Source organism: Chelatococcus reniformis, from assembly GCF_014640075.1.
Taxonomy (GTDB): domain Bacteria; phylum Pseudomonadota; class Alphaproteobacteria; order Rhizobiales; family Beijerinckiaceae; genus Camelimonas; species Camelimonas reniformis.
This window is the reverse complement of record NZ_BMGG01000006.1, coordinates 464,252-480,459: the sequence shown is the minus strand read 5'-3', so window position 1 is coordinate 480,459 and position 16,208 is coordinate 464,252. Positions and strand designations below refer to the sequence as shown.

13 protein-coding genes are annotated in these 16,208 nt (G+C 68.9%); 3 read left to right on the top strand and 10 right to left on the bottom strand.

Features of this window, described 5'->3' with window-relative positions; all coding sequences use genetic code 11:
* Positions 1 to 90 precede the first annotated feature (90 nt).
* Positions 91 to 516 (bottom strand): MarR family winged helix-turn-helix transcriptional regulator, encoded by a 426-nt coding sequence (locus IEW34_RS18540; RefSeq protein ID WP_188610692.1) that lies wholly within the window; start codon positions 514 to 516, stop codon positions 91 to 93.
* Between the two features lie 135 nt (positions 517 to 651).
* On the opposite strand from IEW34_RS18540, the gene IEW34_RS18535 reads away from it, so the two are divergent.
* Complete coding sequence (locus tag IEW34_RS18535) at positions 652 to 2,460, top strand: chloride channel protein (protein ID WP_244642074.1); 1,809 nt, start codon at positions 652 to 654, stop codon at positions 2,458 to 2,460.
* Positions 2,461 to 2,644: 184 nt separating this feature from the next.
* On the opposite strand, the gene IEW34_RS18530 is transcribed toward IEW34_RS18535, so the two are convergent.
* The 9 genes from IEW34_RS18530 to IEW34_RS18490 form a co-directional block, all read right to left on the bottom strand.
* Entirely contained in the window at positions 2,645 to 3,979 is a 1,335-nt protein-coding gene (locus IEW34_RS18530) for an LLM class flavin-dependent oxidoreductase (protein WP_188610691.1), read from the bottom strand.
* Positions 3,976 to 5,676, bottom strand: coding sequence for a nickel ABC transporter ATP-binding protein NikE (gene nikE / locus IEW34_RS18525; RefSeq protein WP_188610690.1), 1,701 nt, complete (start codon positions 5,674 to 5,676; stop codon positions 3,976 to 3,978). The genes IEW34_RS18530 and nikE overlap by 4 nt, the downstream gene beginning before the upstream one ends.
* Positions 5,673 to 6,545 (bottom strand): ABC transporter permease, encoded by an 873-nt coding sequence (locus tag IEW34_RS18520; protein ID WP_188610689.1) that lies wholly within the window; start codon positions 6,543 to 6,545, stop codon positions 5,673 to 5,675. Before IEW34_RS18520 ends, nikE begins: the two co-directional genes overlap by 4 nt.
* Entirely contained in the window at positions 6,542 to 7,474 is a 933-nt protein-coding gene (locus IEW34_RS18515) for an ABC transporter permease (protein ID WP_210324527.1), read from the bottom strand. Before IEW34_RS18515 ends, IEW34_RS18520 begins: the two co-directional genes overlap by 4 nt.
* A complete protein-coding gene (locus IEW34_RS18510; protein ID WP_188610688.1) occupies positions 7,471 to 9,111 on the bottom strand; it encodes an ABC transporter substrate-binding protein in 1,641 nt (546 codons plus the stop codon). Before IEW34_RS18510 ends, IEW34_RS18515 begins: the two co-directional genes overlap by 4 nt.
* A 140-nt stretch (positions 9,112 to 9,251) precedes the next feature.
* Positions 9,252 to 10,466 (bottom strand): acyl-CoA dehydrogenase family protein, encoded by a 1,215-nt coding sequence (locus IEW34_RS18505; RefSeq protein ID WP_244642073.1) that lies wholly within the window; start codon positions 10,464 to 10,466, stop codon positions 9,252 to 9,254.
* Between the two features lie 50 nt (positions 10,467 to 10,516).
* Entirely contained in the window at positions 10,517 to 11,872 is a 1,356-nt protein-coding gene (locus tag IEW34_RS18500; protein ID WP_188610686.1) for an LLM class flavin-dependent oxidoreductase, read from the bottom strand.
* Between the two features lie 313 nt (positions 11,873 to 12,185).
* Positions 12,186 to 12,647: an AAC(3)-I family aminoglycoside N-acetyltransferase gene (locus IEW34_RS18495; protein WP_188610685.1), complete on the bottom strand. Its 462-nt coding sequence runs from the start codon at positions 12,645 to 12,647 to the stop codon at positions 12,186 to 12,188.
* Positions 12,648 to 12,715: 68 nt separating this feature from the next.
* Positions 12,716 to 13,924, bottom strand: a complete 1,209-nt coding sequence (locus IEW34_RS18490; protein WP_188610684.1) for an ABC transporter substrate-binding protein — start codon at positions 13,922 to 13,924, stop codon at positions 12,716 to 12,718.
* A 519-nt stretch (positions 13,925 to 14,443) separates the two neighbouring features.
* On the opposite strand from IEW34_RS18490, the gene IEW34_RS18485 reads away from it, so the two are divergent.
* Both IEW34_RS18485 and IEW34_RS18480 read left to right on the top strand, forming a co-directional pair.
* Entirely contained in the window at positions 14,444 to 14,905 is a 462-nt protein-coding gene (locus IEW34_RS18485; protein WP_188610683.1) for a carboxymuconolactone decarboxylase family protein, read from the top strand.
* 85 nt (positions 14,906 to 14,990) lie between these two features.
* Positions 14,991 to 16,196 carry an NAD(P)/FAD-dependent oxidoreductase gene (locus IEW34_RS18480; RefSeq protein WP_188610682.1) on the top strand — a complete coding sequence of 402 codons (1,206 nt, stop codon included), beginning with the start codon at positions 14,991 to 14,993 and terminating at the stop codon, positions 16,194 to 16,196.
* Positions 16,197 to 16,208 lie beyond the last annotated feature (12 nt).

The window sequence follows — 16,208 nt, the reverse complement described above, 5'->3', positions numbered from 1 at the left end:
CGTGCGGCTGTTGCGGCGCGGCGATCGATATGCTCCAACGTTTTGAACTGGAAGCGCTTTTGTGCGATCGGGTGCCCAACCGCGAAGCGCTCAGGGCCGACGACCGCGTTTCGCCACCTGCTCGAGCAGTTCGATGAGATGCGGCGCATCCCGGCCGATCTGAGCGAGATGCGCCGCCGAGAGCTGTTCTAGGATCTCCAGCGCTTTAGGCGTGAGCTGCAGGAAGACCCGGCGGCGGTCGACCTCGTCGCGCTGGCGCTCCACCAGCCCGGCCGCCGCCAGGCGATCGGCGAGCTCGACCGTCGTCTGAGGCTTGAGCAGCAGTTGCTCGGACAGCTCGTTGATCGTCATTCCCGTGATCGGCGCCAGGCCGCGGATTGCCAGGATCGCCTGATGCTGCTGCGGGGTGAGGCCCGCCTGGCGGGCGGCGTCCTCGCTGAAGGCCAGGAATATCCGCAACGTGCGTCGAAACTGGGCGAGGGCGGCATAGCCCCGATCATCCAGGCCTTCGCCCATGGCGCGTCGCCGTGTCCGCCTCTCGCTCATCGACACCCTGTTGAATTAGTTCGTCATACGAGTTATTCGCAGTGCGATATAATTTGCTGCGGCGCAAGAACCTGCACGGGGACAAGGCGCCGGGAGAGGTCCATCTTGCATCGTTCCCATTCCGTCGGCGCGCTGCCTCGGCTCGGCGATTTTACCACCAGTCCCCGCGTTCTCCTTCTCGTCGCCATGGCCGTGCTCGTCGGTGCGGGCGGCGGTGCAGCGGCCTGGCTGCTGCTGCGGGCGATCGCGCTCGTCACGAACCTGGTGTGGTTTCAGACGTTCAGCGTCGCAGCCTCGTCTCCCGCCACCGCGGCGGTCAATGGGTGGATGGCGGCGGCGCCGGCGCTCGGCGGCCTCGTGATCGGCCTGATGGCCCGCTTCGGATCCGAGAAGATCCGCGGCCACGGCATCCCCGAAGCGATCGAGGCGATCCTCATCGGCGAGAGCCGCATGTCGCCGAAGGTCGCGCTGCTGAAGCCGTTGTCTTCGGCCATCTCGATCGGCACCGGCGGCCCGTTCGGGGCCGAGGGGCCCATCATCATGACCGGTGGCGCCATCGGTTCGCTGTTTGCGCAGTGCTTCAGCCTCAGCGCCGCCGAACGCAAGACGTTGCTCGTTGCCGGCGCAACAGCGGGCATGACCGCGATTTTCGGCACGCCGATCGCCGCGGTGCTGCTGGCGGTCGAGCTGCTGCTGTTCGAGTTGAAGCCGCGTAGCCTGATCCCGGTCATCACCGCCTGCTCGGTCGCCGTCGCCCTGAGGCCGCTGCTGATCGGCGCCGGGCCGCTGTTTCCGTTCTCCGGCGCGCTGGATCTGCCCTGGTGGGGGCTCGCGATGTGCGTCGGCGCCGGCGTCGTCGCCGGGCTGCAGTCGGGCCTGTTGACGGGCCTGCTCTACAAGGCGGAGGATCTGTTCCAGGCGCTGCCGCTGCACTGGATGTGGTGGCCGGCCCTCGGCGGCCTCGCCGTCGGCCTCGGCGGCCTCATCGAGCCACGGGCGCTCGGCGTCGGCTACGACATTATCGCCGACTTGCTGGGCGGCCAGCCCGCGGCCACGCAGGTCGCGCTCATCCTGGTCGTGAAGTCCGCCATCTGGATCGTTGCGCTGGCGTCGGGGACATCGGGCGGCGTGTTGGCGCCCCTGCTGATCTTCGGCGGCTGCCTGGGATGGCTGGAGGGCCAGCTGCTGCCCGGCCCCGCCGGCGCCTGGGCGCTGATCGGCATGGCCGCAATGATGGGCGGGACGATGCGCGCGCCTTTGACCGGCGTGCTGTTCGCAGTGGAGCTGACGGGCGACTTCGCGCTTCTCGGTCCACTCCTGATGGCGACCGGCGCGGCCTATGCCGTCACCGTGCTGCTGCTCAAGCGCTCGATCCTCACCGAGAAGATCGCGCGGCGGGGCCAGCACATCGTGCGCGAATACAGCGTCGACCCCTTCGAATTGCTGCGCGTCGGCGAGGTCATGGTGCGGGACGTCGACACGCTGCCCGGCGCCATGCGCGTGGACGCGGCGATCGCCTACTTCTCCGACGGCGAGCCTCGCCATAAGTCCTATCCCATCCTGGACGAGGCCAGCCGCGTGATCGGCATGGTGGGGCGCGGCGATGTCTTGCGTTGGCGGGCCGCGGGTGGTGTGGACGGCGAGACCCTGTTCGAGCGTCGGTCGGACGCCTCCGTCGTGGTGGGATACGCCGACGAGACCGTATCGGCCCTTGCCGATCGCATGGCGGCAGACGACATCGGCCGCGTGCCGATCGTCGAGCGGGGCAGTATGCGCCTCGTCGGGCTCGTGTCCCGCAAGGATCTCCTGCGGATCAGGCGCACCGCCCGCGCCGCGGAGGAGAGGCGGACCGCCACCTTCAAGGCGCGGCGTGCCGCTGTGAACCCCAATGGGCGGGCCCCCACGGCGGCCTGATGCGACGTCGACCTTGCTGTCCAAAGGCGCTCATCGAACGAGCTCTTGGCGCGCTCGCGCGTTACCTGACGTTGATCTGCGGCCGCCACGGGACGAAGCGCGAGCTTATCGATCGCCTCGCAGCGCTCGGGTGAGGCGAGCAGGCCGTCGGTCGCGAGCACGGCCCTCCGGCAAGAGCGATCATCTAGCCGGCCAGACGCTCCTTTATCGTGTGCCGGTTGGCGGGCCGCTCGAGGCCGAGGTGGCTGCGCAGCGTCGTGCCGGCGTAGGCGGAGCGGAAGATGCCGCGCTGGCGCAGCAGCGGCACGACGTGATCCACGAACAGCTCCAGCCCCTCCGGCAACAGGTCGGGCATCAGGTTGAAGCCGTCCGCCGCGCCGGCGCGGAACCAGGCCTCGATGTCGTCGGCGATCTGCTCCGGCGTGCCGACGATGACCCGGTGGCCGGTGCCGCCGCCGAGCCGCCGCAGCAGCTGGCGCACGGTCAGCCGGTCGCGCCGCGCCACCTCGACCAGGGCGCGGAAGAAAGTCTGCGAGCCGTCGATCGGCATCTGGATCGTGTCGGGCAGGGGCTCGTCCAGGTCGAGGGAGTGCGGATCGACGTTCAGGATGCCGGCGACGCGGACCAGGCTGTAGTCGGCGGGGATCAGCGACCACAGGTAGTCGTCGCGCCGGCGCGCCTCCTCCTCGGTCGATCCGATCACCGTCGCCAGCCCCGGTAGCGTGACGATGGCGCTGCCGGGCCGGCCGTAGGCGGCCGCCCGGCGGCGAATGTCATCGGCGAAGGCTTTGCCCTCGTCGATCGAGTTGGCGACCGAGAAGATCGCCTCGGCGTAGCGGGCGGCGAGCGCCCGGCCGTCGTCCGAGCCGCCGGCCTGCACGATCACCGGGTGGCCCTGTGGCGAGCGCGGTACGTTGAGCGGCCCTCGGACCGAGAAGAAGCGGCCGACATGGTTGAGGGCGTGCAGGCGGGAGGTATCCATGAAGCGCCCCGTCGCCTTGTCGCCGACGAGCGCGTCGTCCTCCCAGCTGTCCCACAGGCCGGTGACCACCTCGGTGAACTCCGCGGCCCGCTCGTAACGGGTCGTGTGGGCGACCGCGTTGTCGAAGCCGAAGTTGCGGGCGGCCACGGCATCGGCCGTCGTCACCACGTTCCAGCCGGCGCGACCGCCGCTCGCCAGGTCGACGCTCGCGAAGCGGCGGGCGATGTTGTAGGGCTCGTTGTAGGTGGTCGAGGCGGTGGCGATCAGGCCGATGAACTCGGTCGCCGCGGCGATCGCGGTGAGGATGATCGTCGGCTCGAGCGTATAGAAGGGCCGGAACTCCGGTCGGTCGACGAGCGCCGGCGAGTCGGCCAGGAACACCGCGTCGAAGGTGCCGCGCTCGGCGATCTTGGCCAGCTTGACGTAGTGGTTGATGTCGGTGAACGCGGCCGGGTCGCCGGCCGAGGCACGCCACGCCGAGCCGTAGAAGCCGGCGCTGAGCATGTTGACGTTGAGGTGCAGCTGGCGGTCGGTCATAGCCGGGTCCCGATCGGGTGAGGAGAGGCCGGGCCGGCGAGCAAGGGCGCCGGCAGGGAGGCGATGAGGCTGCGCGTGTAGGTGTGGGCGGGGGCGTCGAACACGCCGATGGCATCGCCCGCCTCGACGATGCGGCCGTCCTTCAGCACGATCAGCCGGTCGGCCATGTGCCGCACCAGTCCCAGGTCGTGGGAGATGAACAGCAGCGCCGTGCCGAGTTTCGCCTGCAGCTCGGCGATCAGGTCGACCACCTGCGCCTGGATGCTGACGTCGAGCGCCGAGACAGGCTCGTCGCAGACGACCAGCGCCGGCTCGGCCGCGAGCGCCCGGGCGATGGCGACCCGCTGGCGCTGGCCGCCCGAGAGCGAGCGGGGATGACGCTCGGCCAACGCTGGGGCGAGGCCCACTTGTTCGAGCAGCGTGCCGATCCGGCGCGCGCCGGCTGCGGCATCGAGACCCGGCAGGTTCTCGCCGACGATGTCCTTGACCCGGTAGCGCGGATCGAAGCTGCTCAGCGCGTCCTGCGGGATGTATTGCAGCTTGGCCCGGCGTGGCCGCCGCGCCCGCTCGGAAAGGCCCGACCAGGGCTCGCCGAGCAGCCGCACGCTGCCCCGGTCCGGCTCAAGGAGGCCGAGGACGATCTTGGCGCAGGTCGACTTGCCCGATCCGGACTCGCCGACCAGGCCGACCACCTCGCCGGCCCGGATTGAGAACGAGACATCCTCGAGCGCCGTGAAGGTGGCGTTGCGGCCGCCGCGATGGCGATAGGTCTTGGTCAGGCCGCGCGCCTCGAGCACCACCTCGTCGGAGACCGCCGGACGGGCCGGCAAGGGCTCGCGCAGGATGCGGATGGGGCCGCCTGCGTCATCCGGTGCGATGCGGGCCGAGGCGAGGCGGCTGCCGCGCGCCTGCGGCGACGGCACGGCGGCGATGAGCTGGCGCGTGTAGGGGTGGCGCGGGCGTGCCAGCACCTCGGCCGTCGGGCCGGCGTCCACCACCCGTCCGGCGCGCATGACGTGGACGCGGTCGGCGATGCCGGCCACGACGGCGAGATCGTGGCTGATGAGCAGGAGGCCTGCGCCCTCGCGCACGCGGTCCTTCAGCACGGCGATGACCTGCGCCTGCACCGTGGCGTCGAGCGCCGTCGTCGGCTCGTCGGCGATGATCAAACGCGGCTGACCGGCGATGGCCGAGGCGATGAGGGCCCGCTGGCGCAGGCCACCCGACAGCTGATGCGCATATTGCCGGGCGCGCACCTCCGGTTCGGGGACGCCGACACGCGCCAGGGTGTCGGCGACGAGTTCGCCGATGCGCCGGCGCCCGACTGGCAGACGGTGGTGCACGACCACTTCCGCCACCTCCTGCCCGATGGTCCGCAAGGGGTCCAGCGAGGTCAGCGCATCCTGCATCACCAGCCCGGCGAAGGTGCCGCGCAGGCGGCGCCAGCGCGCTGCGTCGAAGCGGCTGGCGTCCTCGCCGCCGATCAGGAGGCGTCGGCTCGTCGTCCGCGCGCCGGGGCCGGCGAGGTTGATCAGGCTGCGCGCCGTGACGCTCTTGCCGGAACCGGATTCGCCCACCAGCGCCACGCATTCGCCCGGATGCACGACCAGGTCGACGTCGTGCACGACGGCCGGTCCGTCCGCGCCGAAGCGCACGGACAGCCCTTCGATATCGACGAGGGGCGTGCCGGCGGTCATGGGGCGCGGCCCTCGAAACGGCGCTGCAAGGCGTTGCCCAGCACGGTGAAGGCGATCACCGTGAGCGTGATCGCGGCCCCCGGGAACACGCCGGGCCACCAGGCGATGCGCAGCACGTCGCGACTTTCCGCCAGCATCACGCCCCATTCGGGCGTCGGCGGCTGCGGGCCGAGACCGAGGAAGCTGAGGCCCGAGACGGCCAGGATGGTGGTGCCGATCGAGACCGTCGCGACCACCGGAACGGCGGTCAGCACGTTGGGCAGCAAGTGGCCGAAAAACACGCCGAGGCGGCTGCGCCCGTAGATGTAGGCGTGCGTGACATAGTCCGCGTCACGCACCAGCTGGGTCTGCGCCCGCACCACCCGCCCGAACTTCGGGATCGCGGAGATGCCGACGGCGATGGCGATGTTGGTCAGGCCGGCGCCGAGGAAGGTCACCACGAGCAGGGCCAGCAGCACCCCGGGGAACGACGAGATGATGTCGAACAGCCGCGACACCGTCTCGTCGAGTAGCCGGCTGCGCTGGCCGGCGAGGAGCCCCAGCGCGATGCCGAAGACGGCACTGATGGCCGCCGCGCCCAGGCCGATGGCCAGCGAATAGCGGGCCCCGTAGAGCGTGCGGGCGAAGATGTCGCGGCCGAGCCGGTCGGTGCCGAAGAGGTGCTCGGCCCCGGGCGGCTGCAGCGACGCCAGCGCGTCGCCTTCGAGCGGATCGTAGTGGGTGAACAGCTGCGGGGCGAGGGCTGCGACCGCCAGCAGCAGCACGAAGGCCGCGGCCAGCGCCACGCCGGCCGAGGGCCGCGGCAACGCCCGGGAGCGGACGGCGGCGTCGTCGACGGGTGCCGTGCCCGCAAGGGAGGAGTCGGTCATTGCTGCCTGAGCCTGGGGTCGATGACGACGTAGACGATGTCGAGCAGCGTCGAGGCGGCGACGTGGATGAAGGCGGCCAGCAGCACCACGGCGAGCACCACCGGCACGTCGTGGGACAGCACCGCGTTCAGTGTGACCGTGCCGAGCCCCGGCCGGCCGAAGACCTTCTCGGTGATGACGGCGCCGCCGAGGAGGCCACCGATGAGCCAGCCGCCCAGCGTCACAGCGGGCAGGGCGGCGTGGCGCAGCACGTGGCGCAGGCGGATCAGGCCTTCGCCGAGGCCGCGGGCACGGACGGTGACGACGAAGGGCTGCTCCAGCGCCCGCTCCATGGCCTCCCGCAGCACCTGGGCGAGCAGGCCCGCGGTGGGCAGCGCCAGCGCCACCGCCGGCAGCACCAGCGCCTGCCACGACTGCGCGCCCGAGACGGGGAACCAGCGCAGCGTGAAGGAGAAGAGCATCAGCAGGAGGATGCCGATCCAGAACACCGGCGCGGAGGCGCAGGTGAGCTCGACGGCGGCGGCGAGGCCGCGTGCCAGCCGCCCGCGGCCGGCGGTGAGCGTGGCCGCCACACCAGCCAGAATCAGCGCCAGCACGCCCGCCGCCGAGGCGAGGTGGACCGTCGGCCAGATCTGCGAGCCGACGATCTGCGCGACCGGCTGGCGCAGCACGTAGGAGAGGCCGAAGTCGCCGGCGGCGATGCGCCCGACGAAGTCGACGTATTGGGCAAAGAGGCTCCGGTCGAGCCCCCACTCGGCGATGATCGCCTCGCGCAGGCCGGGATAGATGAGGTCGCCGGCGAGGATGTCCTCGATCCGCCCGGGCAGGGCGTGCAGCGCCAGGAACGCGGCCGTGATGCTGCCCCAGACGACGACGAGGCTCGTCGCCAGCCGGGCCAGGATGCGGCGCGCGACCGGATGGATGATCACGGCTGCGCCACCCAGACGTCGTAGAGGTTGGAGGGCGAATCGAGCTGGGTCTCGAACGACAGGCCGCGGATGGTGTCCTTGGCCGCGAGCTGATAGTTCGCCGCGAAGAGGGGCACGATGAACGCCTGCTCCACGGCCCGCTTCTGGGCCGCCGCGGTGAACTCCCGCTTGGCCTCGATATCGGTCGCCCGCTGCGCCTTCTCGATGAGATCGAACAACGGCTGATCGGCCTTGTCGGCGACGGCGCTGATGAAGCCGTTGCGGCCGATGTTGGCGTCGAGCTCGCGCGCCGCGTCGGCCGGCAGATAGGTGTTGGGGTAGATGGTCCAGGTGCCCTTGGCGAGCTGCTGGGCCCACTCGCCGCCGGTGGTGATGCGCAGCTTGAGGTCGAAGCCGAGCTTCTTGCGCAACTGGGCCTGCACGCCCTGGATCAGCACGTCGCGATTGTCGCGCACGTAAGGCTGGGGATAGCCGACCTCGATGGTGAGGCGCTGGCCGTCCTTGGTGCGGAAGCCTTCAGCATCGCGTCCGGTCCAGCCCGCTTCGTCGAGCAGCTTGTTGGCCTTGGCCGGATCGTTGCCCCACGTGCCCTCCAGCGTCTTGTCGTAGAAGGGGTTCTCGGGGCCGATGTTGGACCAGGCGGGACGGACCGTGCCGAGGTAGACGCTCTTAACCAGCGCGCCGATGTCGGCGCCGTCGCGCAGCGCCTGGCGCACGCGCACGTCGGTGGCGGGCGGGATGGTGTAGTTGATGTTGAGCGTGAAGGCCGTCTGCGCGCCGGACGGCCCGGTGATGAATTGGAAGCCGGGCTGGTCCTTGAACAGGGCGGCGTCGGTCGGCTGCACGCCCTCGATCACGTCCACCTGCCCCGAGGAGAGCGCGCCGGCACGCACGGAATATTCCGGCAGGAAGCGGATGGTGGCGCGGTCGAGATACGCGGGCCCGGTGTGGGCGGCATAGCCGGGCGCCCAGGCGTAGTCCTTGTTGCGCACCAGCGCGACCGACTGGCCGCGGGTGTAGGATTCGAACAGGAATGGCCCCGTGCCGGCGAGGGCCGGGCCACCGGAGCAGAGCTGGTCGCCCGATTGCAGTGCCTTGGGCGACAGGATGCCGAGGCGGATGCTCGACAGCGATTCCAGGAAGGTCGAGTCGGGCTGCGACAGCGTGAGCCGCACCTCGTGGGGACCGACGGCGTCGACCTGCGCCAGCGACCGCACCAACTCGCTCGCCGCGTTGGCGTTCTTCAGGTCCTTGACGAAATCGAGGTTGAACTTGACGGCGGCCGCATCGAGCTTCTCGCCGTCGTGAAAGGTCACGTCCGGCCGCAGCTTGAGGTCGTAGACCTTGCCGTCCGGCGAGATCGTCCAGCTGGTTGCGAGCCACGGGAGGAAGCGGCCGCCCGCTCCCTTGGCGATCAGCGAATCCACGAAGTTGCGGATGACGATGAACGAGTTCTGCTGGGTCGAGCGCTGCGGATTGAAGCACACGGGCTCCGTCGTCACCCCGAAGGTGATCGACCCGCCGGGCTGCGGCTGCGCCGCCGCCAGGGCGGGGCCGGCGCACACGGCCGCGGCAGCCAGCAGCGGCCAGGCGAGAGCGGAACGTCGGCGGAGGGCGAGGGGGGCCGCAGCGGTCATCGGAAGGCTCGTGCTCATGGAAGGAAGAGGAGGAGGGCCTAGAGCATTTCCGCGTTTCTTCGAATCGCCGAAATGCTCTATCTATTTGATTTATCGCGTTTTCTTCACGCGAACCGGCGTCCACTTCGCTCGAAAACGCTCTAGAAGAAGCCTTGGCCCGGGAGCGGCTCGCCGCTGAGCTCGTAGGCGCCGAGGGCCTGCGCCTTGAGGACGGACGGGTTGTGGTTGGCGAGGGTGCGGGCGTTGCGCCAATGGCGATCGAGGTTCTTGGTGCGCTGCAGGGCCGAGGCGCCGCCCGCGTCGAACAGGCGGTTGGCACTGCGCAGGGTCAGCTCGTCGACGACGATCTTGGTCTTGGCCGCAATCTCGGCGGCGGTATGCGCCAGCGCCTCGTCGGGCAGACCGCGCTCGCGCACCAGCGCCAGTTCGTCCTGGGCATCGGCCGCAGTCAGAATCAACGCCTCGGCGGCGAAGGCGTTGCTGGCGATCTCGCCGATCACCTGCTGGAGCAGCGGGTCGTCGGCGGCGCGGGCCGCGTTGGCATAGTAGAAGTTGCGGTCCTTGCGCGAGATGACCAGCGCCTTGGCGTCCTGGAGCACGCTGCGCAGGATGCCGGCGACGATGGCGGTGACCAGGAGCTGGGCGAGGGTGTTGTTGTAGGTGAGGCTGTAGGTCAGGCCGGGCACGTCGAACACCACCTCGTCCGCCTCGACGCGCACGTCGTGGAGGCGGGTGGTGCCCGATCCCGTCAACCGCTGGCCGGCGCCGTCCCAGTCGTCGACGAGCTCGACGCCCTCGCGCCGAGTGGGGATGATCACCGACACAGGGCGATCGTCAGGCGCGGTCGCCCGGACCTGGACCACGTCGGAAAACAGCGTGCCGGTGCTGTAGTATTTCACCCCATCGAGCCGATAACCGTCGCCATCGGTCGTAAGCCGCGTCTCGTAGGGGACGGCGCCGACCTTCGGACTGTTGAGCTCGGTATTGGCGAGCCCGACGATGGCACCGCTGGCGATGAGCTTTGCCCATTTGTCCCGGTGCGGCACGTTCTTGGGCCGAGCGAAGCGCTCGACGAAGCTGAAATGGTTGCGCAGGATATGAGCGACGTTGGGATCGGCGGCGGCCAGGGCGATGACGACGCGGAACTGCTCGCGGTGGCTGAGGCCCGCACCGCCGTCGGCCTTGGCCAGCCGCAGCGCGCCGATCCGGCTTTCCCGCAGCCGGTCCATGATGTCGAAGGGCAGGACGCGGTCGCGGTCGCGCTCGGCCGCGCCGGCGGCGATGGTGTCGAACAGCAGCTGAAAATCAGGCGGAGCCTCGCTGAGGCTGCGGGCACTGGAGGCGGTGCTGGACATCATTCTGGCCTTGGCGGGAGACGTGGGGCGACGGGGCGGGGCGGACCCGCTCACTCCGCCGCGACGGAGGCGCCGGCACGGGCGCTGCGATGGGCGGGACGTGCGAGGCCGAGGTTCTCGCGCAGCGTCCGGCCCTCGTATTCGGTGCGGAACAGGCCGCGGCGGCGCAGCTCGGGCAGCACCAGCTCGACGAAGTCCGTGAGCCCCTGGGGCAGCAGCGGCGACATCAGGTTGAAGCCGTCCGCGCCGTAGTGGACGAAGCGCTCTTCCAGTTCATCGGCGATCTGCGCACCGGTGCCGACGAGCTGCCAATGGCCGCGGGCGCCGGCGATGCGCTGGTAGAGCTGGCGAATGGAGAGGCCCTCCCGACGCGCCAGTTCGGCGACGAGGGTCTGGCGACTCTTGCTGCCCAAGGTATCGGTCAGCGGCGGAATCGGCTGGTCGAGGTCGTAGCCGCGCAGGTCGACCCCGAGCATCACGCGCAGGAGCTCGAGTCCGACTTCGGGCTGGATCAGTTGCTGCAACGCCTCGAACTTGTCCTGCGCCTCGGCTTCGCTCCGCCCGACTACGATGAAGGCGCCGGGCATGATCTTCAGTTCGTCCGGCGCGCGGCCGTATTTCGCCAGGCGGCCTTTCACGTCCGCGTAGAAGCGGGTGGCTTCGGCCAGGGTCTGCTGGGCGGTGAAGATGACCTCGGCCGTGCGGGCCGCGAGCTCCCTGCCGGGCTCGGACGAGCCGGCCTGCACCACGACCGGGTGCCCCTGGGGCGACCGGGGGCTGTTCAGTGGCCCCTTGACCTGGAAGTGGGGGCCCTGGTGATCGAGGACGTGCAGCTTGGCCAGGTCGACGTAGAGGCCGCTGTCGCGGTCGCGCAGAAAAGCGTCGTCCTCGAAGCTGTCCCACAGCCCGCGCACGACGTCGACGAACTCCTCGGCGCGCGCATAGCGCTGGGCCGGCGGAACGGGCGCCATATGGTTGAAGTTGAGCGCGGCCTCGGGGTCGTTGGTGGTCACCAGGTTCCAGCCCGCGCGGCCGCCGCTGATATGGTCGAGCGAGGCGAACTTGCGCGCGAGGTTGAACGGCTCGTTGAAGCTGGTGGAGGCGGTCGCGATGAGGCCGATGCGGCTCGTGGCCGTGGCGAGCGCGGCGAGCAGCGTCAGCGGCTCGAAGAGGGTGATGCCGGTGTGGGCCTTGCGGGCCGCCCCCTCCGGATGCAGCAGGCGCACGTCGACGCTGTCGGCCAGGAACACGGCATCGAACTTGGCGGCCTCGGCGGTCTTGGCGAAGTTCACATAGTCGGCGAGCGAGGTGTCGGCGGAAGCGCCGGGATGGCGCCACGCGGCGATGTGATGCCCGGAAATATAGTGGAAGGCCCCAAGTTTGATCTGGCCTTGGCGTTTAGCCATGGGTGCTGTCCCCGAAATTGAACGGGCACCGTACAGCGGCATGCTGTCGCGTAGACGCCGCGCCGTGTCCTTCCAATCATTGATCCTTGATTTATTATATATCGGCGGAAAGCCGGAATTTGTTTTCGTTTATAGATTGGATGATGGAAAATTCATTCTTCCGATTTACGTTGATGGAGTAAATTTTCCGCAGGATGCTCTGGCGCATAGCCGCCGCCGCGGCGGGCGTCCGGGCAAGCGGCCGTTGCTCCGAGCGAGCCTGAAGCGTGCCGGAGAACGACTTTCGCGGCGGACTGGACGGAAACGGCAGCATTCACGCCGGCGATATATCGAAGTGCAGCACATCCTCGCGGGTGCCGAGCTTGGTGTAGAGGGCGATGGCGGGGTCGTCGCCGTGGTCGGCCTGCACGAAGATGACGTAGGCGCCGCGCGCCGCGGCGATGTGCTTCAGCTCCTCGATCAGGGCCGTGGCGATGCCCTGGCGCCGCTGCGGGGCCGCAACGGCGAGGTCGTAGATATAGATCTCGCTGCGCTCCTGCTCGAACTTGAGGAGCTCGTAGGCGGCGAGGCCGCCGACCACGCGGCCCTCCTTCACCGCGACGACGGCGATGAACTGATCCCCGCCGAGCAGGCGCTTCAGGTAGCCGGCGCTCGGCCGGGCCCGGCCATACGCCTCGATATCGTCGAAGGCTTCGCCGAAGACGTTCAACATGTCGTCGAACAGTCCGGTGTCGTCGGGGCCGAGCGTGCGGATCTGGAAGGGCGATGCGGTCATGGTGCGGTCCCGGTCGGAGACGAAGGTCGGGCCGCCGCGCCGGCGGCAGGCCGGCGCGGCGGACCTTGTCAATTGATGTGGATCACCTCGCCGACGGGCGCCCAGTCGTTGCCTTCGAAACGGTAGAGCTGCAAGGCCTTCACCGGCGTGTAGTCGGTGGGGGAGTTGCTGTAGCTGACGCCGGGGATGAGCGCCGGCACCTTGACGTCCTTCAGCGTCGTCGCCTGCTTCAGCAGGTTTTCGCGCGTGAGGTTGTCACCGGCCTTCTCGATGATGTGCGCCATGACGTGAGCGAACGAATAAGAAACGAAGCCGATCTCGTTGGTGATGTCGTCGTTGGGCAGGTATTTCTTCATGAAGGCGAGATAGGTCTTGACGTCCGGATCGTCGGCCCAGCGCGGGCTGGTCACCTGCTTGTAGGCGCTCGCCGTCATGATGCCCTGGATGTTCTCGATGCCGGCGGCGTCGAGGAAGACGCGGCCGGTCGACGGGCTGCTGACGAACTGAAGCGGCTTCCAGCCGATCTCCGTCAGCTTCTTGAAGGTCTGCGATGTCGCCTTGCCGAGGGTCACGTTGAGCAGCGTGTCGGCGCCGCTGTTCTTGGCGGCGAGCACCTGGGAATCGACCGTCGGGTCGGTCAGCTCGTAGGTGATCTCCTTGATGATCATGGTGGAGGCCTTGTCGCCGAGGCCCTTCTTGAAGCCGGTGACGTAGTCCTTTCCATAGTCGTCGTTCTGGTAGAAGATCACCACCTTGGCGTCGGGCTTCTCCTTGAGGAGATACTTGGCGTAGCTCTCGGCCTCGACGCCGTAGGTGCTGGAGGCCGGCGTCGTCCATTTGAAGACCGAGGGCTGGTTCCATTTGGTCGCGCCGGTGCTGACGAGAAGCTGCGGCACGCCCTTGCCGTTCAGGTATTTCTGCACCGCCGTCTGGGCGGCCGTGCCTACCGAGGCAAACGTGGCGAGGACGCCGTCCTGCTCCACCAGCTTGCGCGTCTGTTCGACGGTCTTGGGGGGCGAGAACGCATCGTCCAGCGAGATGAAATTGATCTTGCGGCCGTTGATGCCGCCGCGCTCCTCGTTGAGCATGCGGAAGAAGGCGGCTTCGGTGCGCCCTTGCATGCCGTGCGCCGACAGCGGGCCGCTATAGGGAACCGTGTTGCCGATCGTCACCGCGGTGTCGGTGGCGCCGGTGTCATACTGCTTCTGCGCCCACGCTGGACCGAGTGTCGCGCCGAGGCCTGCCGCGCACAGCAGCGCGAACTTGAGCGTCCTCATTCAATTCCTCCCATGTGTATTTCAGCAGCGGCCGATTCCCGGTCCGCCGGGCGCCAGAGGCGCCGCGGGCACGCTACAACGAGCCTGGCGCGCGAGGCCAGCGCGGCGCGTTATGCGTGCATTTCGATCAGGCAGCGCAGCCGGTCGCGGGCTGACGGGGCGCTCCCCATAACGGTCGCTACCCTCAAGCAGGGGGCCAGCCGCGCCGCCTCCGGCGTGACGTGCCGGGGGGACAGCGGCGCCGGCTTCAGGTCCAACGGCGTGGGCTGCATGGTTCGTGGTACATCCAAATGAATCGTTCTTGGTTCTTTATCTTGGTGCATGGCGCATGCATCCTGATCGTCCCAGCTGGCTGAGTGAGCGTGATAGTAAAAAGTATTACTTCGTCGTGATTGAATAAATATATTTATGATAGTTCTAAATATAAACAGTGAACTTCCCGTGATATGAATTATTCAAAATAGCAAAACGTACGTATGGGTGCGAAATATTTCTGCAATTTGATCAACGGATTGTTCGATGAACGCTCGTCTTGACTACACGAACATCGCTCCGTCTGGTGTGAAGGCGCTGGGCGGTGTCTACGGCTACGTCCAGCAGTCCGGCCTGGACGAAGTCCTTGTCGTGACGGTCTACCTGCGCATCAGCCAGATCAACGGGTGCGCCTACTGCCTCGATCTTCATGCGCGCGACCTCATCAGGAGCGGCGTCAAGCCTGAAAAGCTGGCGCTGCTCCAGGCGTGGCGGGAGGCGGGCGATCTGTTCGATGCCCACGAGCGCGCGGCTCTGGCCTGGGCCGAGACGGTCACGCGCGTGGCGGAGACCGCCATTCCGGATGCGGCCTTCCAAGCCGTCTCCGCCGTGTTCGGCAAGAAGGAATTGGTGGATCTGACGATCGCCATAAGCCTGATGAATGCCCTCAACCGCATGGGGATCGCCTTCCGCCGCGTGCCGCAGGCGGCACGCGCGGCCGCCGCCTGAGCGCCGTCAGAGGGATCGTGGCAGGACGCGGCCTTGGCGTCGGCGCCGGCGCCGACACCCCATTCACAATCGGTAAGGATTCCTCATGCGTCGCAGAATTCTCGTGATCGGCGCCGGCTTCGCCGGCCTGTGGGGGGCGCTCGCGGCAATGCGGCTGATCGATCTGCACGGGGCGGACGTCGAGGTCGCCGTTGTTGCACCCGAACCGGCGCTGACTCTGCGCCCGCGGCTCTACGAGGCTGAGGCCGCGACGATGAGCGCGCCCTTGGAGGAGCTCTTCCGGGCGACCGGCATCGGCTTCGTGCAGGGTGTGGTCGAGGCGATCCGCACCGCTGACGGTGAGATCGACGTCGTCGACGCGGCCGGCACGCGGTTCAGCCTGGCTTACGACCGGCTGGTCCTGGCGGCCGGCAGCCGGGCAGTGCGGCCCGACATTCCTGGCCTGGCAGCCCATGCGTTCAGCATCGACCGGCTGGACGAGGCGGCCGCGTTCGAGGCGCACCTACACGGGCTCGTTGCGTCGCCGGCGACGCCGGGCCGCGGCAGCGTCGTCGTGGTCGGAGGCGGCTTCACCGGGATCGAAATTGCCGCCGAGCTGCCGGCTCGCCTGCGGGCCATACTGGGCGCGGAGGCGCCCGTGCGTGTCGTCATCGTCGAGCAAGCGGGTGAGATCGGGCCAGATCTGGGGGCGGGTCCGCGGCCGGTGATCCGCGAGGCGCTGGCGGAGCTCGGTGTGGAGTGCCGCCTGGGGGTGCGTGTCGCCGCGATCGACGCCCATGGGGCGGTGACGTCTACCGGCGAACGCATCGCAGCACGGTCCGTGCTGTGGACGGCGGGCCAGCAGGCCACGGCCCTCACCCAGCAGATTCCGGGCGCGCGCGATCGCCTCGGCCGTCTGCACGTCGACCGCGAGCTGCGCGTGCCGACGGCCCCGCAGGTGTTCGCGGCCGGCGACGCCGCCTGCGCCGCCACGGACGAGGCCGGGCATCATGCGATGATGTCGTGCCAGCACGCTCTGCGACTGGGGCGCTCGGCGGGCAACAACGCGGCGGCCGATCTGCTGGGTATCGCCGCGCTGCCCTACAGCCAGCCGCGCTACGTCACCTGCCTGGATCTTGGGCCGTGGGGTGCCGTGCTGACCGAGGGCTGGGACCGCAAGGTCAGGCTCGCCGGCCCGGAGGCCAAGGCGATCAAGCGGCAGATCAACCGGGTGGTGATCGCCCCGCCGCGGGCAGACCGCCGCGAGGCGCTAGCGGCGGCGGACCCCGCCGACACGTCCGGCGGTGCGTGACGGGGCTGAGCG

What these genes read in the sequence shown, in the direction of transcription:
- IEW34_RS18540 (WP_188610692.1), bottom strand. Translation starts at nt 516, where the DNA reads ATGGGCGAAGGCCTGGATGATCGGGGCTATGCCGCCCTCGCCCAGTTT.
- IEW34_RS18530 (WP_188610691.1), bottom strand. Translation starts at nt 3,979, where the DNA reads ATGACCGACCGCCAGCTGCACCTCAACGTCAACATGCTCAGCGCCGGC.
- nikE (WP_188610690.1), bottom strand. Translation starts at nt 5,676, where the DNA reads ATGACCGCCGGCACGCCCCTCGTCGATATCGAAGGGCTGTCCGTGCGC.
- IEW34_RS18520 (WP_188610689.1), bottom strand. Translation starts at nt 6,545, where the DNA reads ATGACCGACTCCTCCCTTGCGGGCACGGCACCCGTCGACGACGCCGCC.
- IEW34_RS18510 (WP_188610688.1), bottom strand. Translation starts at nt 9,111, where the DNA reads ATGACCGCTGCGGCCCCCCTCGCCCTCCGCCGACGTTCCGCTCTCGCC.
- IEW34_RS18505 (WP_244642073.1), bottom strand. Translation starts at nt 10,466, where the DNA reads ATGTCCAGCACCGCCTCCAGTGCCCGCAGCCTCAGCGAGGCTCCGCCT.
- IEW34_RS18500 (WP_188610686.1), bottom strand. Translation starts at nt 11,872, where the DNA reads ATGGCTAAACGCCAAGGCCAGATCAAACTTGGGGCCTTCCACTATATT.
- IEW34_RS18495 (WP_188610685.1), bottom strand. Translation starts at nt 12,647, where the DNA reads ATGACCGCATCGCCCTTCCAGATCCGCACGCTCGGCCCCGACGACACC.
- IEW34_RS18490 (WP_188610684.1), bottom strand. Translation starts at nt 13,924, where the DNA reads ATGAGGACGCTCAAGTTCGCGCTGCTGTGCGCGGCAGGCCTCGGCGCG.
- IEW34_RS18485 (WP_188610683.1), top strand. Translation starts at nt 14,444, where the DNA reads ATGAACGCTCGTCTTGACTACACGAACATCGCTCCGTCTGGTGTGAAG.
- IEW34_RS18480 (WP_188610682.1), top strand. Translation starts at nt 14,991, where the DNA reads ATGCGTCGCAGAATTCTCGTGATCGGCGCCGGCTTCGCCGGCCTGTGG.